23 protein-coding genes and 1 pseudogene are annotated in these 21,583 nt (G+C 70.1%); 15 read left to right on the plus strand and 9 right to left on the minus strand.

What is annotated here, in order from left to right; translation table 11 throughout:
• Positions 1–16: 16 nt before the first annotated feature.
• Both ACFWN7_RS03040 and rpsO read left to right on the plus strand, forming a co-directional pair.
• Positions 17–994, plus strand: a complete 978-nt coding sequence (locus tag ACFWN7_RS03040; RefSeq protein ID WP_376937212.1) for an NAD(P)-dependent alcohol dehydrogenase — start codon at positions 17–19, stop codon at positions 992–994.
• 213 nt (positions 995–1,207) lie between these two features.
• Positions 1,208–1,477 (plus strand): 30S ribosomal protein S15, encoded by a 270-nt coding sequence (rpsO, locus tag ACFWN7_RS03045; protein ID WP_231431357.1) that lies wholly within the window; start codon positions 1,208–1,210, stop codon positions 1,475–1,477.
• Between the two features lie 119 nt (positions 1,478–1,596).
• Here rpsO and ACFWN7_RS03050 read toward each other — a convergent pair whose 3' ends face one another.
• Positions 1,597–2,142, minus strand: coding sequence for a CGNR zinc finger domain-containing protein (locus tag ACFWN7_RS03050; RefSeq protein ID WP_376937213.1), 546 nt, complete (start codon positions 2,140–2,142; stop codon positions 1,597–1,599).
• Positions 2,143–2,263: 121 nt separating this feature from the next.
• Here ACFWN7_RS03050 and ACFWN7_RS03055 point away from each other — a divergent pair, with 121 nt between their 5' ends.
• From ACFWN7_RS03055 to ACFWN7_RS03065, 3 genes are read left to right on the plus strand one after another with little or no spacing between them, the layout of a single operon-like run.
• Complete coding sequence (locus ACFWN7_RS03055) at positions 2,264–3,247, plus strand: DMT family transporter (protein ID WP_376937214.1); 984 nt, start codon at positions 2,264–2,266, stop codon at positions 3,245–3,247.
• Between the two features lie 9 nt (positions 3,248–3,256).
• Positions 3,257–4,171 (plus strand): LLM class flavin-dependent oxidoreductase, encoded by a 915-nt coding sequence (locus ACFWN7_RS03060; RefSeq protein ID WP_376937215.1) that lies wholly within the window; start codon positions 3,257–3,259, stop codon positions 4,169–4,171.
• Positions 4,172–4,176: 5 nt separating this feature from the next.
• The gene (locus ACFWN7_RS03065) at positions 4,177–4,794 is read left to right on the plus strand and encodes a hypothetical protein (RefSeq protein WP_376937216.1); all 618 of its coding nucleotides are present in this window, start codon (positions 4,177–4,179) and stop codon (positions 4,792–4,794) included.
• A 24-nt stretch (positions 4,795–4,818) separates the two neighbouring features.
• Here ACFWN7_RS03065 and ACFWN7_RS03070 read toward each other — a convergent pair whose 3' ends face one another.
• Positions 4,819–5,217 carry a thioredoxin family protein gene (locus ACFWN7_RS03070; protein WP_376937217.1) on the minus strand — a complete coding sequence of 133 codons (399 nt, stop codon included), beginning with the start codon at positions 5,215–5,217 and terminating at the stop codon, positions 4,819–4,821.
• A 149-nt stretch (positions 5,218–5,366) separates the two neighbouring features.
• On the opposite strand from ACFWN7_RS03070, the gene ACFWN7_RS03075 reads away from it, so the two are divergent.
• Positions 5,367–6,284 (plus strand): alpha/beta fold hydrolase, encoded by a 918-nt coding sequence (locus tag ACFWN7_RS03075; protein WP_376937337.1) that lies wholly within the window; start codon positions 5,367–5,369, stop codon positions 6,282–6,284.
• A 41-nt stretch (positions 6,285–6,325) separates the two neighbouring features.
• Here ACFWN7_RS03075 and ACFWN7_RS03080 read toward each other — a convergent pair whose 3' ends face one another.
• Positions 6,326–7,123 carry a glycosyltransferase family 2 protein gene (locus tag ACFWN7_RS03080; protein ID WP_376937218.1) on the minus strand — a complete coding sequence of 266 codons (798 nt, stop codon included), beginning with the start codon at positions 7,121–7,123 and terminating at the stop codon, positions 6,326–6,328.
• A 272-nt stretch (positions 7,124–7,395) separates the two neighbouring features.
• Here ACFWN7_RS03080 and ACFWN7_RS03085 point away from each other — a divergent pair, with 272 nt between their 5' ends.
• The 3 genes and pseudogenes from ACFWN7_RS03085 to ACFWN7_RS03095 all read left to right on the plus strand — a co-directional run.
• A complete protein-coding gene (locus tag ACFWN7_RS03085) occupies positions 7,396–8,883 on the plus strand; it encodes a M28 family metallopeptidase (RefSeq protein ID WP_376937220.1) in 1,488 nt (495 codons plus the stop codon).
• 175 nt (positions 8,884–9,058) lie between these two features.
• A complete protein-coding gene (locus ACFWN7_RS03090; RefSeq protein WP_376937221.1) occupies positions 9,059–10,156 on the plus strand; it encodes an LLM class flavin-dependent oxidoreductase in 1,098 nt (365 codons plus the stop codon).
• Positions 10,153–10,782: pseudogene (locus ACFWN7_RS03095) on the plus strand (FMN reductase); the annotation flags it as partial. The gene ACFWN7_RS03090 and the pseudogene ACFWN7_RS03095, both read left to right, overlap by 4 nt.
• A 15-nt stretch (positions 10,783–10,797) precedes the next feature.
• On the opposite strand, the gene ACFWN7_RS03100 reads toward ACFWN7_RS03095, so the two are convergent.
• Both ACFWN7_RS03100 and ACFWN7_RS03105 read right to left on the minus strand, forming a co-directional pair.
• Positions 10,798–11,001 carry a dodecin family protein gene (locus ACFWN7_RS03100; RefSeq protein ID WP_376937222.1) on the minus strand — a complete coding sequence of 68 codons (204 nt, stop codon included), beginning with the start codon at positions 10,999–11,001 and terminating at the stop codon, positions 10,798–10,800.
• Positions 11,002–11,072: 71 nt separating this feature from the next.
• The gene (locus tag ACFWN7_RS03105) at positions 11,073–11,264 is read right to left on the minus strand and encodes a DUF5302 domain-containing protein (RefSeq protein ID WP_376937223.1); all 192 of its coding nucleotides are present in this window, start codon (positions 11,262–11,264) and stop codon (positions 11,073–11,075) included.
• A gap of 351 nt (positions 11,265–11,615) precedes the next feature.
• On the opposite strand from ACFWN7_RS03105, the gene ACFWN7_RS03110 reads away from it, so the two are divergent.
• The gene (locus ACFWN7_RS03110) at positions 11,616–13,910 is read left to right on the plus strand and encodes a polyribonucleotide nucleotidyltransferase (RefSeq protein WP_376937224.1); all 2,295 of its coding nucleotides are present in this window, start codon (positions 11,616–11,618) and stop codon (positions 13,908–13,910) included.
• Between the two features lie 13 nt (positions 13,911–13,923).
• Positions 13,924–14,928 carry an SGNH/GDSL hydrolase family protein gene (locus ACFWN7_RS03115; protein WP_376937225.1) on the plus strand — a complete coding sequence of 335 codons (1,005 nt, stop codon included), beginning with the start codon at positions 13,924–13,926 and terminating at the stop codon, positions 14,926–14,928.
• A 32-nt stretch (positions 14,929–14,960) separates the two neighbouring features.
• Here ACFWN7_RS03115 and ACFWN7_RS03120 read toward each other — a convergent pair whose 3' ends face one another.
• Together ACFWN7_RS03120 and ACFWN7_RS03125 are read right to left on the minus strand one after the other, a co-directional pair.
• Positions 14,961–15,851, minus strand: coding sequence for a RimK family alpha-L-glutamate ligase (locus ACFWN7_RS03120; protein ID WP_376937226.1), 891 nt, complete (start codon positions 15,849–15,851; stop codon positions 14,961–14,963).
• A 6-nt stretch (positions 15,852–15,857) separates the two neighbouring features.
• Complete coding sequence (locus ACFWN7_RS03125) at positions 15,858–16,322, minus strand: Lrp/AsnC family transcriptional regulator (protein ID WP_376937227.1); 465 nt, start codon at positions 16,320–16,322, stop codon at positions 15,858–15,860.
• Positions 16,323–16,488: 166 nt separating this feature from the next.
• On the opposite strand from ACFWN7_RS03125, the gene pdhA reads away from it, so the two are divergent.
• From pdhA to ACFWN7_RS03145, 4 genes are read left to right on the plus strand one after another with little or no spacing between them, the layout of a single operon-like run.
• A complete protein-coding gene (pdhA, locus tag ACFWN7_RS03130) occupies positions 16,489–17,658 on the plus strand; it encodes a pyruvate dehydrogenase (acetyl-transferring) E1 component subunit alpha (protein ID WP_376937228.1) in 1,170 nt (389 codons plus the stop codon).
• Positions 17,655–18,665, plus strand: coding sequence for an alpha-ketoacid dehydrogenase subunit beta (locus ACFWN7_RS03135; RefSeq protein WP_376937229.1), 1,011 nt, complete (start codon positions 17,655–17,657; stop codon positions 18,663–18,665). Before pdhA ends, ACFWN7_RS03135 begins: the two co-directional genes overlap by 4 nt.
• Before the next feature lie 5 nt (positions 18,666–18,670).
• Entirely contained in the window at positions 18,671–20,107 is a 1,437-nt protein-coding gene (locus tag ACFWN7_RS03140; protein ID WP_376937230.1) for a dihydrolipoamide acetyltransferase family protein, read from the plus strand.
• Between the two features lie 28 nt (positions 20,108–20,135).
• On the plus strand, positions 20,136–20,459 hold the full coding sequence (locus ACFWN7_RS03145; RefSeq protein ID WP_376937232.1) for a 4a-hydroxytetrahydrobiopterin dehydratase: 324 nt from the start codon (positions 20,136–20,138) through the stop codon (positions 20,457–20,459).
• A gap of 2 nt (positions 20,460–20,461) precedes the next feature.
• On the opposite strand, the gene ACFWN7_RS03150 is transcribed toward ACFWN7_RS03145, so the two are convergent.
• On the minus strand, positions 20,462–20,944 hold the full coding sequence (locus tag ACFWN7_RS03150; protein ID WP_376937233.1) for a GNAT family N-acetyltransferase: 483 nt from the start codon (positions 20,942–20,944) through the stop codon (positions 20,462–20,464).
• On the minus strand, positions 20,923–21,561 hold the full coding sequence (locus ACFWN7_RS03155; protein ID WP_376937234.1) for a TetR/AcrR family transcriptional regulator: 639 nt from the start codon (positions 21,559–21,561) through the stop codon (positions 20,923–20,925). Before ACFWN7_RS03155 ends, ACFWN7_RS03150 begins: the two co-directional genes overlap by 22 nt.
• Positions 21,562–21,583 lie beyond the last annotated feature (22 nt).

Genomic DNA, 21,583 nt, shown 5'->3' on the forward strand with positions numbered 1-21,583 from the left:
TCGATACGCTCATCGCGTGACCAGCGCACCCCACTTCATGCACGCGATCGTGCTCGACCGTTACGGTCGGCCCGGGCGGGTCATGCGCCTCGCCGAGGTTCCACGACCGGTACCGGGCCCGGGGCAGGTGCTCGTTCGCGTGCACGCCGTGTCGTTGAACTCGTGGGATGTCGACATCGTCACCGGCGCGGCCCTCAACCGTCTTGCGGCGCCGTTCCGGCCGCAGCATCGGGTGATCGGGTCGGATGTCGCGGGCGACGTCGTCGCGGTCGGCGACGGCGTCACTCGGCATCGGGTGGGCGACCGGGTGTTCGGCGAGCTCACCGCGAGCGGGTGGGGCGGCTTCGCCGAGTACGTCGCCGCCCCCGAGGATGCCGTCGTGCCGCTGCCCGATCGCGTCGACGATGTCACGGCGGCGGCGCTGCCGCAGGCCGGGAGCATGGCGCTGCAGGCGCTCGGCGACCGCAGTGCGTTCAGCGGACGGCGCGTGCTCGTCGTGGGTGCCGGCGGCGGGGTGGGCACGTTCGCGCTCCAGCTCGCGACCGCTGCCGGGGCACGCGTCGCCGTCGTCGATCGCGCGGCGAAGCTCGGCCGACTGCGCGAGCTCGGGGCATCCGAAACCTTCGACGCAGCACCCATCCCGCGCGAGACCGACGCGTTCGATCGCATCCTCGACGTGGTGGGAGCGCTGTCCGCCGCCGAGCACCGGCGCCTGCTCGCACCCGACGGCGAGGCCATCGCGATCGGCGGCCGTCCGCGGCGCATTCTGGGCTACGCCCTCGCGGGCGCGCGCAGCGCCGAGCGAGACGGCGGTCGCAGGGTGCGCCTGCTCGCGGCCGTGCCGAACCGCGACCTGCCAGAGCTCGCAGCGCTCGTCGCGGCGGGCTCGCTCCGGGCGATCGTCGACGGTCCGCACCCGCTCGAGACCGCGCCGCGCCAGGTCGAGCGGCTCCGTGCAGGCGACGTGTTCGGCAAGGTCGTGTTCATGCCATGATGCGCGGGCGCCCTCATGCCGTACGACCTTTTCCCGGCTCACGACGCTTCCGAAGGGTCGTCGCGCGGCAGAAAGGTCGTCACGCTGAGCCCGACCGGCACGCGGCATCCGCTCTGCTAGACTCGTGAGGTTGCCGTCAGAACGGCCGCGCAGAAAGAGAGCCCAGGCAGAAGGCCACGGGCAGCGCGCAACGAGAGAAAGGGGATCCCATCTATGGCACTCGAAGCAGACGTCAAGAAGGCGATCATCGAAGAGTACGCGACGCACCCCGGTGACACTGGATCCCCCGAGGTTCAGATCGCGCTCCTCACGAAGCGAATCAAGGACCTCACCGAGCACCTGAAGGAGCACAAGCACGACCACCACTCGCGTCGTGGCCTGCTCCTCCTCGTCGGTCAGCGTCGTCGTCTGCTCGGCTACCTCGCCGACGTCGACATCGCGCGCTACCGCTCGCTCATCGAGCGTCTCGGGCTGCGCCGCTGAGCGCAAGCTCGCGCGGCTCTCGATGACACCGCGAACTTCTTGCGAAGGCCTCCGCTGCGGCGGAGGCCTTCGTCATTCCCGGGTCGATACTCCGAGCGGATGCCGCGGGCCGATCCCCGTCACGCCGACCGTGCGCGGTACGCGCGAACCGCCATCCGGTTGCCGCATCGGGTGCTGCAGAACCGGCGCGAGGCGTTCTTCGACATGTCGACGTAGAGGCTCTCGCAGTCGTCGGCGTCGCAGACGCGGAGGCGCTCCATCTCGTCGGCGCGGATGACGTCGACGAAGGCCATCGCCGCCTCCACCAGGATGCGCCGAGCCAGCGGTGCGTCGAGCTCGGTCGCGTGGATGTGCCAGTCGAGGTCGTCGTGGCGCACGAGCCGCGGAAGGGCGCGGGCGTCTTCGAGCAGGTCGTTGACCTCCTCGACGGCGGCGTCGCGGTCGAGCAGCCAGAGGGCACGCAGCCGGGCGCGGGCGCTGCGCACCTCGGCGAGTTCGCGGTCGTCGCCGTCGCGCCGGCCCGAGAACCTCCACCCGTCGAGCAGGGCCGTCAGCTGCGCCGGTGTCGACAGCTCGTCGTCGCCGGAATCGGATGCCTCGGGCACGGTGTCGGCGAGCGCTGCGGCGAACCCGAGCGAGGCTTCGGTGTCATTGGTGAAAATCATTTGACTCCTGACGGACGTGCGGAGTAGCGTAACCAGCATAACGCGGTTCGGTCATGACAAGGCCGAGGATCGCGGACATCCACACAGAAACACCCGCCAGTCACAGTCAAGGGAGCGCCCGATGCGTGGATCGCGCGGCATCGCCGGAATCATGCTCGGGCTCGCGTCGGGCCTCGCGTTCGGCGCGGGCGGCGCCATCGTCAAGCCGCTGCTGGAGGCGGGCTGGTCGCCGGGCGCCGCGGTGTTCCTGCGCATCTCGGTCGCCGCGCTGCTGCTCGTCGTGCCGGGTCTCATCGCCCTGCGATTCGACCTGCGCCCGCTCTGGCGGGCGAAGTGGACCGTGCTCGTGTACTCGATCATCGCGGTCGCCGGCGTCCAGCTGGCGTTCTACGCCTCCATTGCGCGCATCCCGGTGAGCGCCGCGCTGCTCATCGAGTACCTCGCGCCGGTCGCCCTGGTTGCGTTCGCCTGGGCGCGCACACGCCGCGCACCCCAGTTGGTGGTGCTCTCCGGTTCCGTCGTCGCGATCGCCGGCCTCGTGCTCGTCATCGGCCCGGCCGGCGGCGCCATCGACCCGCTCGGCATCGTGCTCGCGGGCGTCGCCATGCTGGGCGTCGCGGTCTACTACGTGCTCGGCGCCCGTGACGACCTGGGCGTGCCGCCGATCGCGCTGGCCGCCGCCGGAGTGGTCATCGGAGCCATCGTTCTCGGTCTCGCGGGCCTCACGGGCCTCGTGCCCTTCGAGTTCGTGCTGACCGACATGCCGTTCCTCGGCGGCGCCGCGCCCTGGTGGGTGCTCGTGCTCACCGTCGGCGCCATCTCGACCGCGTTCGCCTACGTTGCGGGCATCCAGGCGATCCGCATGCTGGGCACGAGGCTCGCCTCGTTCCTCGGCCTCTCCGAGGTCGTCTTCGCCGGAGTAGTGGCCTGGGTGCTGCTCGGCGAGGCGATCGGTCCGTTGCAGCTGCTCGGCGGCATGCTCATCCTCTGCGGAATCGTGCTCGTGCGGCTCGAGCGACGCGCAACCGAGCCGTCCGCGGGCGATCCCGCGCCCGACGCCGAACTCGTGCCCGCCGCCCGGCCCCTGGCCGCAGAACACTCCTAGACTCGCCGCATGCGATTCGGCGTCGTCATCCTCCCGCAGTACGACTGGCCCGAGGCCGCCCGCCGGTGGCGCGCAGCCGAGGAGTACGGTTTCGACCACGCCTGGACCTACGACCACCTCTCGTGGCGCGGGCTCGCCGGTGAACGATGGCACGCGACCGTGCCGACCCTCACCGCCGCGGCGACCGTGACGAAGCGCATCGGGCTCGGCACGTTCGTCGCCTCGCCGAACTACCGGCATCCCGTGCCCTTCGCGAAGGACATCGCGACCGTCGACCAGATCTCCGGCGGCCGGATACTCCTGGGCGTCGGCTCGGGCGGCACCGGCTTCGACGCGTTCGTGCTCGGCCGGCCCGAGCTCACGCCGCGCGAGCGCTTCGCCCGCTTCGCGGAGTTCGCCGAGGCGCTCGACGCGCTGCTGCGGTTCGAGCAGCCGGGGGCCGACGGCGGCGCGGGCGGCACTGGTGACGCCGCCCCCGCCGGCATCTCGTTCGAGGGCGAGTGGTACACGGCATCCGGCGCGCGCATGGTCGGCGAACCGTCGCAGCATCCGCGGATGCCGCTGCACGTCGCCGCCGACGGGCCGAGAGGCCTTGCGCTCGCCGTGCGCATCGCCGATGGTTGGGTCACGACCGCGGGCGACGACGACGACACCGAGGCGTGGTGGCGGAGGGCCGGCGACCTGATCCGTCGCCTCGACGACGCGTGCGCCGACGCCGGACGAGACCCATCCACGATCAGCCGCACGCTCTCACTCGACGCCGAGGCGCGCTACAGCCTCGCGAGCGTCGGCGCGTTCGACGAGGCGGTCGGGCGCGCCGCCGAGTTCGGCTACACCGACGTCGTCTCGCACTGGCCGCGCGAGCACGGCCTGTACGCCGGTGACGAGTCCGTGCTCGACGAGGTGGCGCAGCGGCTAGCCTGAAACGCATGCCCGCGCCCCGTTCGAAGCCCCTGCTCCGCTGGGAGCCGCTCCCATTCCTCGTGCTGATGGTGCTGCTCCTGCTGACGGGACCGATTCGCCCCGACGGCTCGCCCGTGCTGTTCGTGCTCCTCGTGGCCCTGATCCTCGCCGCGATCGGCTGGCTCCTGATCTCGCTGATCCGCGGCAGCCGGCGCACCAACCCCGACCAGTGGGGCGACCTGGCCACGCTCGAGGGTCTCGACATCGTCGACGCGCCGCATTTTCAGCGTGTCGTGCGCAGGGTCGTGCCGGTGGAGGACGTGCAGCGGCACCAGCCCGCGATCGAGCTCGCCCGCCTGTTCGGCGGCACCGAGCAGCAGGCCGTCCTCGTGCCGCGCGCGAACCGCTGGCTCACCCGCCGGTACCGCATCGGCGTGCAGCTCGTGGGGGGCGACCGCCCGCGGCACGCGGGCTTCCTCGGACATGCTGCGCAGGAGCACTGGGTCGAACTGCTCGACGGCCTCCGCGAACGCGGCGAGTACGTGCGGGTTCCGGCGATCGTGACGGGAGCGTCGCGCCCCTACCGCGTCGATCTCGACCTCAGCGGCCTCGAGGGCCTGACGGAATACGGCGCCGCCGGGTAGCCGGGGGTCGCGGCATCCGCTCGGTCAGGCCTCGGTGGCCCCGGACGCGGCGACGGCCTGCTCGGCCTCCTGACGGGCGAGGTCGCTGCGTACCATGTCCATGTCGAGCTCGCGCACCTGCGAGATGAGGTCGTCGAGCATCGGACGGGGGAGCGCGCCGGCCTGCGCGAAGACGCCGATGCCCTCCTTGAACGCCATGATCGTGGGGATGGAGGTGATGTTCATCGCTGCGGCGAGCTGCTGCTGGTCTTCGGTGTCGACCTTCGCGAAGACGAAGTCGGGGTTCGCCTCGGAAGCCGCCTCGTAGTTCGGCGCGAACTGCATGCACGGCCCGCACCAGCCGGCCCAGAAGTCCACGAAGACGGTCTCGCCCCCGAGGATGGTCTGCTCGAAGTTCTCAAGGGTCAGCGCGACGGTAGCCATGCGTCCACCCTACGACGCGTCGCTGTGCGGGCGTCCGGCGTCGCCTGTGGGTGGGCTGTGAGGGCCCGGGGTATCGTGAGGGCGTGGTCGAATTCGGAGGGAAGCTCGGTTCGTTCCGTCGGCGCGGCTCGGCCCACGATGCGGCACCGGTGCTTCCAGCGGATGTCGCGACGGATGCCGCGGACGAGGCGCGCCTGCTCGACGAGGCCATCCCGGATCTCGACTGGCGGGCCTTCCCGCCCGACGCCGAGTTCTCGCGCTTCGAAGCGCCGAGCGGCGCACTCGCCCGTGTGGCGATCGGACCGGCATCCGGTCCGCGCGTCGTGCTCGTGCCCGGCGCCACCGGCTCGAAGGAGGATTTCGTGCTGATGATGCCGCTGTTCGCGGCATCCGGCTATCGCGTGGAGGCGTTCGACCTGGCGGGGCAGTACGAGTCCGCCGACGCCGGCCCATGGAACCTCACGCCTCGCCGCGGCACCTACGATGAGCGCCTCTTCCTCGACGACCTCATCGCCGTGCTCGACGACGGCGCTGCGCGCGCGCACGTGCTCGGCTACAGCTTCGCGGGCACCATCGCCGAACTCGCCCTCCTCGAGCGACCCGATCGGTTCGCCAGCCTCACACTCCTGAGCGCGCCCCCCGAGCCGGGGCAGGCGTTCCGCGGTGTGAGGCGCATCGGACGCCTGAGCGGCCTCACGACGCCGCGTCAGGGTGCGGCGCTCATGCTCTGGGGCATCCGGAACAACCTGAACCGCGTGCCGCCGGGTCGCATCGCCTTCGTCCGCGAACGGTTCGCCCGCACCCGGCGGGAGAGCATCGACGACATCATCGGGCTCATGATGCGAACGCCCGATCTCCGGGCGGGGCTCGCCGCATCGCCCGTGCCGAAGCTCGTCGCCGTCGGCGAGCACGACATCTGGCCGCGCGAGCTGCACGAGCGGTTCGCGCGCGAGATCGGGGCGCGCTTCGCCGTGTATCCGACCGGGCACAGCCCCTGCGAGACCGCACCGCACCGACTCGTGCGCGACATGACCGCGCTGTTCGCCGAGACCGACGAAATCCCGTAGGGGCGACGTCACCATCTCGGACCACGGATGCCGCGCACGCGTCAGGCCGGCAGCGGTTCCTCGCCCTCGACGTCGACGTCGACGTCGACCTCGTCGGACGCGCCCCAGTGCGCGCTCGCCCGGCGATGGGCGGCACGGCGCTCGCGCGGTGACCACGCCCGGAAGTCGATCGCGAGCGTGACGAACGCGATGCGCATGCGGCGCCAGAGCCCCCCGAGGCTGTCGAACGGCCGCGCGGACAGCCCGACGAGGAGCGTGTCGTGGCGCACGACGATCATGCCCGGCTGGATCCACCACGAGAGGTCGAGATCGTCGTGCACGTCGCCGCGGTCGCGGTGCACCAGCTCGCGAAGCTCGAGCCACGCGTCGCGCCGCATGGCGTAGTTGGAGCCGAAGGCGGGGGGATGCCCGAGGAGCAGCCCGATGAGCGCGAAGTATCCGCCGAGGTAGATGTTGCGCGCGATCCACCGGATGGGCGCGTTCGCGCCGTAGAAGACGCCCGAGCCGGTGATGATCGTCGGACGGTCCTCCCGCGACATCCGCCGCTCGACCTCGGCGAGCCATCCTGGAGCCGGCACCGAGTCGGCGTCGAGGCGGGCCAGCACGTCGCCGGATGCCGCGTCGAGTCCTGCTGCGGTGGCGGGCCAGACGCCGCGCACCGGCTCGGAGACGAGACGCGCGCCGTGTGCGATGGCGACGTTCGCCGTGTCATCCGTCGATCCGTTGTCGACGACGATGATCTCGTCGGCCGGGCGCGACTGGACTGCGAGCGCGTCGAGGCATCCGGCGAGGTACACCGCGTCGTTGTAGCTCGGCACGACGACCGAAATGGTGCTCACGTGCGCGAGTCTAGCCACGAGACCCTCGCACCACGCACGTTTCGTGCGTGCGGCGTCCGTTTCTCGAATGGGGGCTGTCGCATCGCGTGTGCTCCAACATAGGCTCGCCGAAGTTGGGGACCAACGGAGGTCCCGAATCGGAAGGGAAGACGATGTACCCATCTGAACCACGTTCAGGGCGAGCCCGGACTGTCGCGATCGCGACGGCGGCTGTGTTCGCCATCGCCCTCGTCCCGGCGGGGAGCGCCCTGGCTGCCGAACCCGGGCAGGACATGAAGTGTCACAATCGCAACAACAACACCGTCTCGAAGCTCCTCGAATGCGTGGACGCCGATGGCGCGTTCGAGCATCTCGAGGCACTGCAGGCGATCGCCGACGAGAACGGCGGCAACCGGGCCGCCGGGCTGCCCGGGTACGACGCAAGCGTCGAGTACGTCGCCTCGACACTCGAGGACTACGGCTGGGACGTGACGATCGAGGAGTTCCCGTTCAAGTACGTCGGCCCGTCGGAGCTCGAGCAGCTCACGCCGGTGAACGCCGTGTACGAGACGGGGCCGTTCACCGGAACCGGCTACGGGGAGGTGACCGGCACGGTGATCCCTGTCGACGTCAACCTCGTCGGCGACCGGGCGAGCACGAGCGGCTGCGAAGCCGCCGACTTCGCCGGGCTCGACTTCTCGGGCGCGAGCGACATCGCACTCATCCAGCGCGGAAGCTGCGCCTTCGCGGACAAGGCGATCAATGCCGAGGCCGCCGGGGCCGAGGCCGTGATCATCTTCAACCAGGGGAACACTCCCGAGCGTGAAGAGCTGATCGTCGGCACACTGGGCGGCGACGACGTCGTCGGCATCCCCGTGGTCGGCGCGAGCTTCGCACAGGGCGAGGCACTTGCGCAGCAGGGCTCCACGGCTCGCGTCATGGTGCCGCAGCCGGAAGATCGGCCGCAGAAGAACGTCATCGCGGAACTGCCGGGCAGGAACGAGGACAACATCGTGATGGCCGGTGCGCACCTCGACTCGGTGCAGGCCGGCCCCGGCATCAACGACAACGGCAGCGGCTCAGCGGCGCTGCTGGAGGTCGCCGAGCGCCTTCGCAAGCTCAAGCCGCAGAACACCGTTCGCCTTGCGTGGTGGGGCGCAGAGGAGAGCGGCCTGATCGGATCCGAGCAGTACGTCGCCTCGTTGAGCCAGGTCGAGCGCAGCCACATCGCCCTCTACCTGAACTTCGACATGGTCGCGTCGCCGAACTACATCTACATGATCTACGACGGCGACCAGTCGGGCTTCGAGGCTCCGGTGGCGGTGCCCGAGGGATCGGTGCAGATCGAAGACCTCTTCGAGAGCTACTTCACGAGCGTGGGTCAGCCGTACGATGATGCCGAGTTCAGCGGCCGCAGCGACTACCAGGCGTTCATCGAGAACGACATCCCCGCCGGTGGACTGTTCACCGGAGCAGAGGTCGTGAAGAACGAGGAACAGGAAGCGATCTGGGGCGGTGTCGCCGGTGAGGCGTTCGACCAGTGCTACCACCAGGCCTGCGACGACATCGAGAACGTCGACCTCGACGCCCTCGACGTGAACGTCGACGCGATCGCGCTCGCGGTGCTCGCCTATTCCTATTCGACGGAGTCGGTCAACGGTGTGCCGGGCAAGCCGGTGCGCGGTGGGCTGAACCTGCCGGCGCCAGCCGGTCCCGAGATGACCTGGAGTGCCGGTGGCGGCGGATATCACCACGACCATGAGCCGACGGACCTCGACTGAGGTCGTGTCGGATCAGATCTGACCCGACGGGGCGGGGGTGCCGGATCGGCGCCCCCGCCCTTCCACGTGCCGGGGTCGCCGACCCGCGGCGAATCGGGAATACCGCGGTGGCGGCATCCGTTGGAGTAACTGTATGCATACGCATATGAATCGAGATCAGGCCCGGGAGGCCGGCATGCAGTTCGGAATCTTCACCGTCAGCGACATCACGCAAGACCCCACGACCGGTCGAACGCCGACCGAGAACGAGCGCATCAAGGCGACGCTGACGATCGCGAAGCACGCCGAAGAGGTCGGGCTCGACGTCTTCGCGCTCGGCGAGCATCACAACCCGCCGTTCTGGTCGTCGTCCCCCACGACGACCCTCGCGTACCTCGCCGCGCAGACCACGACGCTGCAGCTCTCGACCGCGACCACGCTCATCACGACGAACGACCCGGTGAAGATCGCCGAGGACTTCGCGATGCTCCAGCACGTCGCCGACGGCCGGGTCGATCTCATGCTCGGCCGCGGCAACACCGGCCCGGTCTACCCCTGGTTCGGCAAGGACATCCGCCAGGGCATCGAACTCGCCCTCGAGAACTACAACCTCCTGCACCGACTGTGGCGCGAGGACTCCGTCGACTGGCAGGGGCGGTTCCGAACCCCGCTCCAGGGCTTCCAGTCGACTCCGCGCCCGCTCGACGACGTGCCTCCGTTCGTCTGGCACGGCTCGATCCGCAGCCCCGAGATCGCCGAGCAGGCTGCGTACTACGGCGACGGCTTCTTCGCGAACCACATCTTCTGGCCCGCATCGCACACGCAGCGCATGGTCGCCCTCTACCGCCAGCGCTTCGAGCACTACGGGCACGGCGACGCCTCGCAGGCGATCGTCGGACTCGGCGGCCAGGTGTTCATGCGCAAGAACTCGCAGGACGCGGTGCGCGAGTTCCGCCCCTACTTCGACAACGCGCCGGTCTACGGCCACGGCCCGAGCCTCGAGGAGTTCACGCAGCAGACCCCGCTCACCGTCGGCAGCCCGCAGGAGGTCATCGACCGCACGCTCGGCTTCCGCGACTACGTGGGCGACTACCAGCGACAGCTGTTCCTCATGGACCACGCGGGCCTTCCGCTGAAGACGGTGCTCGAGCAGCTCGACCTCCTCGGCGAGGAGGTCGTTCCGGTGCTCCGTCGCGAGTTCGCGAAGGACCGGCCCGCCGCGGTTCCGGATGCCCCGACCCACGCGTCGCTCGTCGCCCGCAGGGCGAGCGAGAAGGCGGGTGCGACCGCATGACCACCACACGCACCATCGCGGTCGTCTCGGCCGGCCTCAGCCAGCCCTCCTCGACGCGACTGCTCGCCGACAAGCTCGCCGACGCCACCGTGACGAAGGTGAAGGCTGAGGGCATCGACACGACCGTCGAGACGTTCGAGCTCCGCGACGTCGCCGGCGACATCATGAACCACATGCTCACGGGCTTCGCGAGCCCGAAGCTCGAAGCCGTCATCGACGCGGTCACCGGAGCCGACGGTCTGATCGCCGTCACGCCGATCTTCACGACGAGCTACTCGGGGCTCTTCAAGTCGTTCTTCGACGTCATCGACAGCACGTCCCTCAGCGAGATGCCCGTCGTGATCGGCGCCACCGCGGGCACGCCGCGGCACTCGCTCGCACTCGATTACGCGTTGCGTCCGATGTTCACGTACCTGCACGCGGTCGTCGTGCCGACGGCCGTCTTCGCGGCCACCGGCGACTGGGGCGACGCCCCCGACAGCGTGAAGACGCTGCCGAATCGCATCGACCGCGCCGCGGACGAGCTCGCGGCCCTCGTGGCCACGACCGACCGCTCATCGGCAGTGCGCGACCCGTTCGCGCTCGACCGCCCGTTCAGCCACCTCATCGGCGGGCTGGTGGGGGAGTTCGCACGGCGCGACTCACTCGAGGACGAAGCTCACCTCGAGCGTCACAGACCACGCCGTGATCACGCCGTCCTTCGCTTCGACCTTCTGCTCCTTGACCCAAGCGCCGCTGACGTGCCGCAACGTCTCGGCGGCACGGGCGACACCCGCGGCGACGGCGTCCTCGAAGCTCGTCTCCGAGCGGACGGTGATGGTGGTGACCCGGGCGACCGATGACATGGCGTTCCTCCTCGAACGGCGGATGTTCCGTACGGCCCATCATCCGACAGAGGGCCGCCGATTGCGAGGGGTCAGCCGCTCTTGCGGCGGAACTCGCGCTTGTGGTCGGCCGGGCCCTGCGTGTGCTGGGCACCCCCGCCGCCGTCGAGGTGCGACTCGCCCTCGCGCTGCTTCGAGGCCGTGTTCTTGCGCTCGAGCGCCTCGCGGAACTTGCGTTTCGTCTCCTCGGAGGGGCCGGTTGTGCTCTGCTCGTCGGAAGTCATGCCTTCGAGTCTGGCACACGAACGCCGCGGCATCCGACGTCGCAGCCGGTGGAAAGCGCCCCTCTGCTAGAGTTGGACCGGTTGCCCGATGGGACGCCCACGTCTGATGTGCCGCGGCGCGGCGCGGCATCCGCTTCGGATGCAGACCACAACCGAACATCGAGCACCGATGGAGCAGGCCGGCAGGAAGCTGGTCCCCTGTGGTGGCTTACCGATCGAGACCCGAGCGGTGAACTTCTACTGGTGGCCAGCGTGAGCGTATCGCCTGATGCGTTTCGTAATGCCTGTTCCTGCTCCCGACGTTGAGTCGTGCCCACACGGGGTGCGACGGTAAACAAAGGAGACGACCTCTTGGAAGGTCCTGAAATCACGTTCGCCGAAACCGTCATCGACAACGGCAGGTTCGGCACCCGCACCATCCGCTTCGAGACCGGGCGCCTCGCCCAGCAGGCGCAGGGCTCCGCCGTCGCCTACATCGACGAGGAGACCATGCTGCTGTCGGCGACCTCCGTCTCCAAGCAGCCGAAGGAGCACTTCGACTTCTTCCCGCTCACCATCGACGTCGAAGAGCGCATGTACGCCGCGGGCCGCATCCCCGGCTCGTTCTTCCGCCGCGAGGGCCGCCCCTCCACCGAGGCGATCCTCACCTGCCGCCTCATCGACCGCCCGCTGCGCCCCTCCTTCGTCGAGGGCCTCCGCAACGAGGTGCAGGTCGTCGTCACCGTGCTCGCCATCGAGCCCGACGAGTACTACGACGTGCTCGCGATCAACGCGGCGTCGCTCTCGACCCAGCTCTCGGGCCTGCCGTTCTCGGGCCCGGTCGGCGGCGTGCGCGTCGCGCTCATCGACGGCCAGTGGGTCGCGTTCCCGAAGTACTCGCAGATCGAGGACGCCGTGTTCAGCATGGTCGTCGCCGGTCGCGTGGTCACCGAGGCCGACGGCTCGCAGGATGTCGCGATCATGATGATCGAGGCCGAGGCCACCGACAACGCGTGGAACCTCATCCAGGCCGGCGGCGTCAAGCCCGACGAGACGATCATCGCGCAGGGCATCGAGGCGTCGAAGCCGTTCATCAAGCAGCTCGTCGAGGCGCAGCAGCAGGTCGCGAAGACCGCTGCCAAGCCCACGGCCGACTACCCGACGTTCCCGCCCTACCAGGCGTCGACGAAGGATGCCGTCGAGGCGTTCGCGCTCGAGGAGCTGAAGGGCATCTACCAGATCGCCGAGAAGGTGGCTCGTCAAGACGCCGACGACGCGCTCAAGGCGCGCGTCAAGGAGCACGTCGCGGCGAAGGTCGAGACGGGCGAGCTCCCTGAATCGGCGAACGCCGAGGTCTCCGCCGCCTACAAGTCGGTGACGAAGCACGTGGTGCGTTCGCGTGTGCTCGCCGAGGGCGTGCGCATCGACGGGCGCGGGCTCGCCGACATCCGCCCGCTCGACGCCGAGGTGCAGGTCGTGCCCCGCGTGCACGGCTCGGCCATCTTCCAGCGCGGTGAGACCCAGATCATGGGCGTCACCACGCTGAACATGCTGAAGCTCGAGCAGCAGCTCGACTCGCTGAGCCCGGTCACCAAGAAGCGCTACATGCACAACTACAACTTCCCGCCCTACTCGACCGGTGAGACCGGTCGTGTCGGGTCGCCGAAGCGTCGCGAGATCGGGCACGGCGCACTCGCCGAGCGTGCGCTCATGCCGGTGCTGCCCTCGCGCGAGGAGTTCCCCTACGCGATCCGCCAGGTGTCCGAGGCGCTCGGCTCGAACGGCTCGACGTCGATGGGCTCGGTCTGCGCGTCGACGCTGTCGTTGCTGAACGCCGGCGTGCCGCTGCGCGCGCCGGTGGCGGGCATCGCGATGGGCCTCATCTCCGACACCGTCGACGGCGAGACCCGCTACGCCGCGCTCACCGACATCCTCGGGGCGGAGGACGCGCTCGGCGACATGGACTTCAAGGTCGCCGGCACTTCGGAGTTCGTCACCGCGATCCAGCTCGACACGAAGCTCGACGGCATCCCGGCATCCGTTCTCGCCGGCGCGCTGACGCAGGCGAAGGACGCCCGCACGACGATCCTCGCGGTGCTGAACGCGGCCATCGACGGCCCCGACGAGATGGCACCGACCGCGCCCCGCGTGATCAGCGTGCAGATCCCGGTCGACAAGATCGGCGAGCTGATCGGGCCGAAGGGCAAGACGATCAACGCCATTCAAGATGAGACCGGCGCCGACATCTCGATCGAGGAGGACGGCACCGTCTACATCGGCGCGACCGACGGCCCCTCGGCCGAGGCCGCCCGTGCGCAGGTCAATGCGATCGCCAACCCGACCAACCCCGAGGTCGGCGAGCAGTTCCTCGGCACGGTCGTGAAGATCGCCGCCTTCGGTGCGTTCGTCTCGCTGCTGCCCGGCAAGGACGGCCTGCTGCACATCTCCGAGGTGCGCAAGCTCGCCGGCGGCAAGCGCGTCGAGAACGTCGACGACGTGCTCGGCGTCGGCCAGAAGATCCTCGTCGAGATCACGAAGATCGACGACCGCGGCAAGCTCTCGCTCGCCCCGGTGCTGCAGGAGGAGGCCGACACGAACGGCCGCGACGCCTCCGGCACGCACGCCGAGGAGCCCGCCGAGGGCGCCGAGGTCGCCGAAGTCCAGTAGCCGAGCGCAGCGGATGCCCCGCCCCGCCACCTTCCCCGAGATTGTCGAAGGGAGGGTCGGGGCGGGGCATCCCCTGTATTGGGGCTGGTGGTCGCTCTTGCCGCCGGCTATCCGGGGGAGTATCTTCCGCCGTATGTCAGCAACGACGCAGCACGGTCGATTTCCGTCCCGCTTCGGCGCGGTCTCGCTGATCACCGCCGGATTGGTTCTCGCCGGCGCCGTGCCGGCCGCGGCCCTCAGCACCTCATCCGTCCCGGCCGTCGCCACGGCGAGTGCGGCGCCGAGTTCGAACTGGTGGTCCTCCTGGCATCGTGACTACGTCGCCCTGGGCGATTCGTTCACTGCCGGCCAAGGTGCGCCGCCCTACAAGCCGGGGCCGTGTCTGCAGAGCCGCTACACCGGCTATCCCACCATCGCCGCCACCTTCAGCAGGTACCGCCTGACCGAGAACAAGGCCTGTTCGGGCGCGACCGTCGCCGACACGACCGCGCAACTCGCGGGAGTCGCCACTGGCACCGATCTGGTGACGCTCACGGTGGGCGCGATCGATGTCGGCTCGAACGACGTCCTCGCCGCGTGCGCCCTGAATCCGGATCCGACCGTCGACCCGTGCAAGACCGCGATCGAAGCCAGCACCGTGAAGCTCGCGCAGCTCGGCCCGCAGCTCGTCGGGCTGTACACGACGATCGCGGCGACGCTGCCGGAGGCCCGCATCGTCGTTCTGAACTATCCGCACCTGTTCAACCCCGGGGTGGCACCGCTGGGCGACCTCGTGAACACTGCGACCGATGCGTTGAACGTGGTGATCGCGGGCGCTGTCGCGGCATCCGGCAATCCGCGGGTTGCCTACGTCGACGCGACGCAGGAGTTCGCCGGACACGGCATCGGATCCCGACTGCCGTACATCAGCTTCGATCAGAATGATGTGTTCGCGGTCGCGAACTTCCATCCGAACGTGCTCGGCAACTCGCTGGGATACGCCAGGGCGCTCTCGAACGACCGGGTCCTCAGCCCCTGAGGCGGGGCATACCGGCGGGGGCATCCGTCGTCTCACGATCGTGCGAGCAGCGCGATCGTCGCATCGGCGAGCCGCCCCGCACTGCCGGGAGCGCGGTCGAAGTAGAGCATCGGCTCGATGAGCTCCAGCTCGAGCACGGCCAAGCGCCCGTCGACGCGCACGACATCGAACCGGGCGTAGACGAGGTCGAAGGGCAGGCGGGCGAGCATCGCCGCCACCTGCGCGGCATCGCCGGGGCCGACATCCGTGGCCGCGACCGTGCCACCGTAGATCCCGTGCGCCCGGAAGTCGCCCTTCGCCGGATGCTTGCGCAGCACGTGGCTCAGCACTTCACCGAGGAAGACGAACGAGAGCTCGCCCTCGTCGAGGATCGCGTCGGCGAACGGCTGCACCATCACCTCGAGGCCTGACGGAAGGCCGTCGAGCACGTGAGCGAGGGATCCGGCATCGGTTCGCACGACGCCCGATCCACCGACCCCGACGGCGGGCTTCAGCACGAGCTCGTCCCAGCCCGCGTCGGCCACCCGCGCGTGGATCCGAGCCGAGTCGGCCCGCGTACCGCGCACGAGTGGGACGATCGGAACGCCCAGACGGTCGAGGTCGTCGAGGTAGTGCTTGTCGGCGTTCCAGTGCACGGCGTCCAACGGGTTGACCAGCGTGCAACGCGAGCGATCGATCGTCGTCGTCACCTCGATGAAATCCACGAGGTGGTCGACGTAGTCCCACGTGCTGCGCAGGAGCGCGCCGTCGTACGAGTCCCAGTCCGTCGCGGGATCGTTCCAGGCCACGGGCTCGGCCTCCACGCCGCGTTCCGCGAACGCCGCGATGAGTGCTCGGTCGTCGGCGAACAGCGACTCCACGTCGGGGATCTCCCAGGTCACGAAACCGGGAAGCCGCTCGCAGCGCAGCACCGCGACGCGCATCGGGCCTCACGTCCTCCGGTCGAGCAGCGGGCGGATGCGGTAGGGGATCAGCTCGCCCATCGCGAGCGACGTCTCGGTGCGTTCCACGGCGTCGATGGCGAGGATCTCGCCATCGATGCGGAACAGGTCGTGCGCGTCGCGGCAGACGACGCGCACGAGCAGGTCGACGTTGCCCGACAGTCCGTGCGCCTGGATGACCTCGGGGATCTCGGCGATCGCGTCGACCACGTCGGCGAGCTGCTTCTGCCGCACGTGCACCGAGATGAACGCCTCGAGCGGAAAGCCCAGCGGCACGGGATCGATGCTGCGCTCGAACGAGAGGAAGGCGCCGGATGACTCGAGCCGCGACATCCGGGCCTGCACCGTGTTCCTCGACATCGCGAGCCGGTCGGCGAGAGCGACGACGGTCGCGCGCGGGTCGGCGGCGAGCGCCGCGAGCAGCGATCGGTCGACCGCGTCGTAACCGTTCATAACGCCACACGATAGCACTGGATGCGCCGCATTGACTTGGCAACATGCTCAACCGCGACGATGATACTTGAGCTGTGTGACCGATCGACGTATTCTCGCAGTATCCGGCAGAGCCGCCGGGCGCGGGCTGCTCACGAGGCGGGCCCGCCGAAAGCGAGGATCGATGATGACCCCATCCGACCGAGACGCGACCGGGCTCCTCACACGGCCCGACGACTTCGTGCAGCTCATCACGCCGAACGGCGAACGCCACCGCGACGCGGAGTTCGACCCGTGGGTCGCCGACGTCGACGCGGCCGCCCTCGGCCGCCTCTACCGTGACATGGCGATCGTGCGACGACTCGACACCGAGGCCACCGCCCTCCAGCGTCAGGGCGAGCTCGCCCTCTGGCCACCGCTCGCCGGACAGGAGGCCGCCCAGATCGGCTCCGCGAGGGCCCTCCGCGACGACGACTTCGTCTTCTCGAGCTACCGCGAGCACGCCGTGGCGTGGTGCCGCGGGGTGACGCCCGCCGACGTGCACATCGTCTGGCGCGGCTCGGCGGCATCCGGCTGGAATCCGTACGAGCACGGCATGGCCGTGCCGCAGATCATCATCGGCGCGCAGGCCCTGCACGCGACGGGCTACGCCATGGGGCTCGCCTGGGAGGGGTCGGATGCCGCGTCGATCGCGTACTTCGGCGACGGGGCCACCAGCGAGGGCGACGTGAACGAGGCGCTCGTGTTCGCCGCGAGCTTCGACGCGCCCGTCGTGTTCTTCTGCCAGAACAACCAGTGGGCGATCTCCGAGCCCGTCGGCCTGCAGTCGAAGCAGCCCCTCGCGCGCCGCGCCGACGGCTTCGGCATGCCCGGCATCCGCGTCGACGGCAACGACGTGCTCGCGGTGCTCGCGGCCACGCGCACCGCGCTCGATCGCGCCCGTCGGGGTGAGGGGCCGACCTTCATCGAGGCAGTCACCTACCGGCTCGGTCCGCACACGACCGCCGACGACCCCAAGCGGTATCGCACCGACACCGAGCTCGCAGAGTGGCGCGAGCGCGACCCGATCACGCGCGTGCTCGCCCTGCTCGAGGGCATGGGCGTCGACGTCGCCGGTCTCGAGCGAGAGGTCGCCGCCGAGGCCGATACGGCCGCCGCCGAGATGCGCGCCGCGATCACGACGATCACCGATCCCGAGCCGATGAGCGTGTTCGACCACGTGTACGCCGAGCGCAACAGCCACCTCGAACGGCAGCGCGAACGCTACGCACGGTACCTCGCGATGTTCGACGAGGCCGACGGTTCGACCGCAGGCACCGGCGCTGCGGCATCCGACCCCGACGGAGGCGCACGATGACCACGCTCACCCTCGCGAAGGCCCTGAACGCCGGACTCCGCCGTGCGCTCGCCGCCGACGACAAGGTCGTGCTCATGGGCGAGGACATCGGCTCGCTCGGCGGCGTGTTCCGCGTCACCGACGGACTCAAGGCCGAGTTCGGCGCGCACCGCGTGGTCGACACGCCCCTCTCCGAGTCCGGCATCGTCGGCACCGCGGTCGGGCTCGCCTACCGCGGGTTCCGGCCCGTCATCGAGATCCAGTTCGACGGATTCGTCTACCCGGCGTTCGACCAGATCGTCGCCCAGGTGGCGAAGCTCCACTACCGCTCCCGCGGCAACGTGCGGATGCCGATCACGATCCGCCTGCCGTTCGGTGGCGGCATCGGCGCGGCCGAGCACCACTCCGAGTCGCCCGAGGCGTACTTCGCGCACACCGCGGGCCTGCGTGTCGTCGCCTGCTCGAACCCGGCCGATGCCTACGTGATGGTCCAGCAGGCGATCGCGAGCGACGACCCGGTGCTCTTCCTCGAGCCGAAGCGCCGCTACCACGTGAAGGGCGACGTCGATGAGACCGGCAACCTCGCCGACGCGAAGCCGATGGGCCTCGCGACGTTCGTCGCCCCGGGCGACGACGTCACGCTCGTCACGTACGGCGCGCTCGTGCAGACGGCCCGCGACGCGGCCATCGCCGCCGCGGAGGACGGCATCTCGATCGAGGTCATCGACCTGCGATCGCTCGCGCCCGTGGACTACGAGTCGGTCGCGGCATCCGTGCGCCGCACCGGCCGGCTGGTCGTGGCGCACGAGGCGGGCGAGCAGGGCGGCGTGGGCGCCGAGATCGTCGCGGCCGTCACCGAGCGATGCTTCGAATACCTCGAGGCCGCCCCCGTGCGGATCACGGGACACGACATCCCGTACCCGCCGGCCAAGCTGGAACGGCACCACCTGCCCGACCTCGACCGCATCCTCGACGGGGTCGATCGTGCACTCGGCCGGCCGAACTCCCTGAGCGGCGTGGAGGCGTGAACCCGATGATCAAGGACTTCCCGCTCCCCGATCTCGGCGAGGGCCTCACCGAATCCGAGATCGTCGCCTGGCGCGTCGCGGTCGGCGATCGCGTCGAACTCAACCAGATCATCGCCGACGTCGAGACGGCGAAGGCCGTCGTCGAGCTGCCGTCGCCGTACACCGGCGTCATCACCGCGCTGTACGCGCAGGAGGGCGAGACGGTGAACGTCGGGGAGCCGCTCTTCTCGTGCGACACCGGCGACGGTGCCGCGGGTGCTCCGGGCGGCGCGGCGCCGGCAGCCGAAGCTCCTGCCGAAGCTCCGGTTGCGGCTCCGGCCACAGCTCCCGCTGCGAGCGGAGCGGACGCCGCGCCCGAACGTGATGCCGCGCCCGGCCCGAACCTCGTGGGATACGGCGCGCGAGACGAGGGTGGCCCGAAGCGGCGCGTCCGCCGTGCGGCGCTCGTCGCCGACCTCGTGCCGACCGCGCCGGATGCCGATCTGCCTGCCCCCGATTCGGCACCTGCGCGAACGTCCGTGGATCTCTCCACCGATGCGCCCGAGCGTCCGAGGTCCACCCCGCCCGTGCGCAAGCTCGCGCGCGACCTCGGCATCGACTTGGCAGGCGTCGAGGGCACGGGTGAGCGCGGGCTCATCACCCGCGCCGACGTGGAGGCGGCGGCATCCGCTTCCACGTCTCCTGGGCTCGTCGAAGGGAACGTCGCCGCCCTCGCTTCGGCGGGCTCGGCGACCGAGGGCCCGGCCGAGACCCGCATCCCCATCAGGGGCGTGCGCAAGCACACCGCCGCGGCCATGGTGCGGAGCGCGTTCACTGCGCCGCACGTCACCGAGTTCCTCACGGTCGACGTGACCGCGACGATGGAGCTCCTCCGGGGCATCCGTGAGAATCGGAGCTTCGCCGGACACAAGGTGACGCCTCTCACCGTCGCCGCGAAGGCGGTGTGCATTGCGTCCCGGCGCACCCCCGAGGTGAACTCGCGCTGGGACGAAGACGCGCAGGAGATCGTGCAGTTCGGCGGCGTCAACCTCGGCATCGCCGCGGCCACCGGTCGCGGCCTCGTGGTGCCGAACGTGAAGGGCGCCGAACGGATGACGCTCCTCGAGCTCGCCGACGCGATCGCCGCGCTCGCCGAGACCGCGCGCGCCGGCCGCACGCCGCCCGCCGACCTCGCCGGCGGCACGATCTCGATCACGAACATCGGCGTCTTCGGCATCGACGCCGGCACGCCGATCCTGAATCCCGGGGAGGCGGCGATCCTCGCCATGGGTGCCGTGCGCCGCCAGCCGTGGGAGCACCGAGGCGAGATCGCGCTCCGCGAGGTCATGACGCTGAGCCTGTCGTTCGACCACCGGCTCGTCGACGGCGAGCAGGGGTCCAGGTTCCTCGCCGACATCGGCGCGATCCTTCGCGAGCCGGGACTCGCGCTCACCATGGCGTGACGCGACGATCGGCGAGAAGATGGAGGGCATGGACGAACCCAGCATCCTCTCGCCGGCGGACTCCGAAGCCGAGCTCGAGGGCACGGCGTTCCGGCACGCCCAAGACCACCTCCACGCTGTCTACACGACTGAGGACTTCCGCAGCGCGGTGCGTCTGCTCGATGCCGTCGCGGTGATCGCCGACGAGCTGAACCATCACCCCGATGTGCGCCTCGGGTGGGGACGCATCGAGTTCGCGCTGAGATCGCACGATGCCGGAGGTGTCACGTCGCGCGACCTCGACCTGGCGCGGCGCATCGGCGTGGTGGCAGCGGAGCTGGGCGCCGAGCCGGGAGCACATCCCGGCGAGTGAGCCTAGTCGAGCAGGTAGATCCGCTCCTCGACCTCCGAGCCCCGGGCGTTCGCGAAGCTCACCTCGCTGCCCACAGGCCGGAAGCCGAGCTTCTCGAGCACCGCGATCGAGCCCGAGTTGTCGACGGCGACGCGAGCGCGCACGGGGCGCTCGTGGAGCACGTCGAGGAGCAGTCGCACCGCGCGCGTGGCGATGCCCTCGCCCCAGCGCGCCGGATCGATCCAGCAGGTGACCTCGGCCGTGTCGTCTTCGAACCAGCGCACGACGCTGCCCACGACGGCGCCATCGGCGCGGATCGTGCGGGTCTCGATGCGCGGATCGTCGAGAATGCGCCGCCAGTGCGCGTCGAACATCGCTCGGTCCGACGGATCGGGCGCGGTGAACGCGGCCATGCGCACCGCCTCCTCCTGCTGCCCGAACGTGAAGAGTGCGTCGAGATCGCCGGCGCGGGTCGCGCGCAGGGTCACGACATGAGGCTCGCCCATGTCATCTCCTCCAGGATGCCGCGGATGGTGCCGTCGGCCGGTCGGCGCCCGGGGATGCGGGCGCTGTGCGGAGTGGAGTTCAGGAGTCCGAAGGCGGCGTGTGCCCGGAACCTGAGCTCCGTCTCGGCCCGATCGGGCCGGAGTCGGGAGAGGGTGTCGACCCAGTGCTCGACGTAGCGCCGCTGCAGGAGGCGCACCTGGTGTCGTGCGTCGCGGTCGAGCCGTTCGAGCTCGCGATCCTGCACGGCGATGACGTCGGCGTCGCCGAGGGCGAACTCGACGTGGAACCTGATGAGCGAGCGCAGGGCGGATGCCGCGTCGGGCGCCTCGCCCAGCACGCGCTCGGCGCCGTCGAGGAGGGCTCGGCTCGCGCCCTCGAGGATCGCCGCGAGCACGGCGGACTTGCCGGAGAAGTGCCGGTACACGGCCGGCCCGCTCACTCCCACGGCGGCGCCCAGGTCTTCGATCGTGACCCCCGCGTAGCCGTGCTCGGCGAAGAGCGTCGCGGCCGCGGCGAGGATGGCGGCGCGGCGGTCGGCCTTCTGCCGGCCGCGTTCGGTGCGGGCGAGGCCTCGTGCGTCGACGACCGCGTCGTCGGTGTGGAGGGTGCTTGCCATTGCCGTGGGTGCTCGCTAACAT

It is taken from the genome of Agromyces sp. NPDC058484, assembly GCF_042720415.1.
Classification (GTDB): Bacteria; Actinomycetota; Actinomycetes; order Actinomycetales; family Microbacteriaceae; genus Agromyces.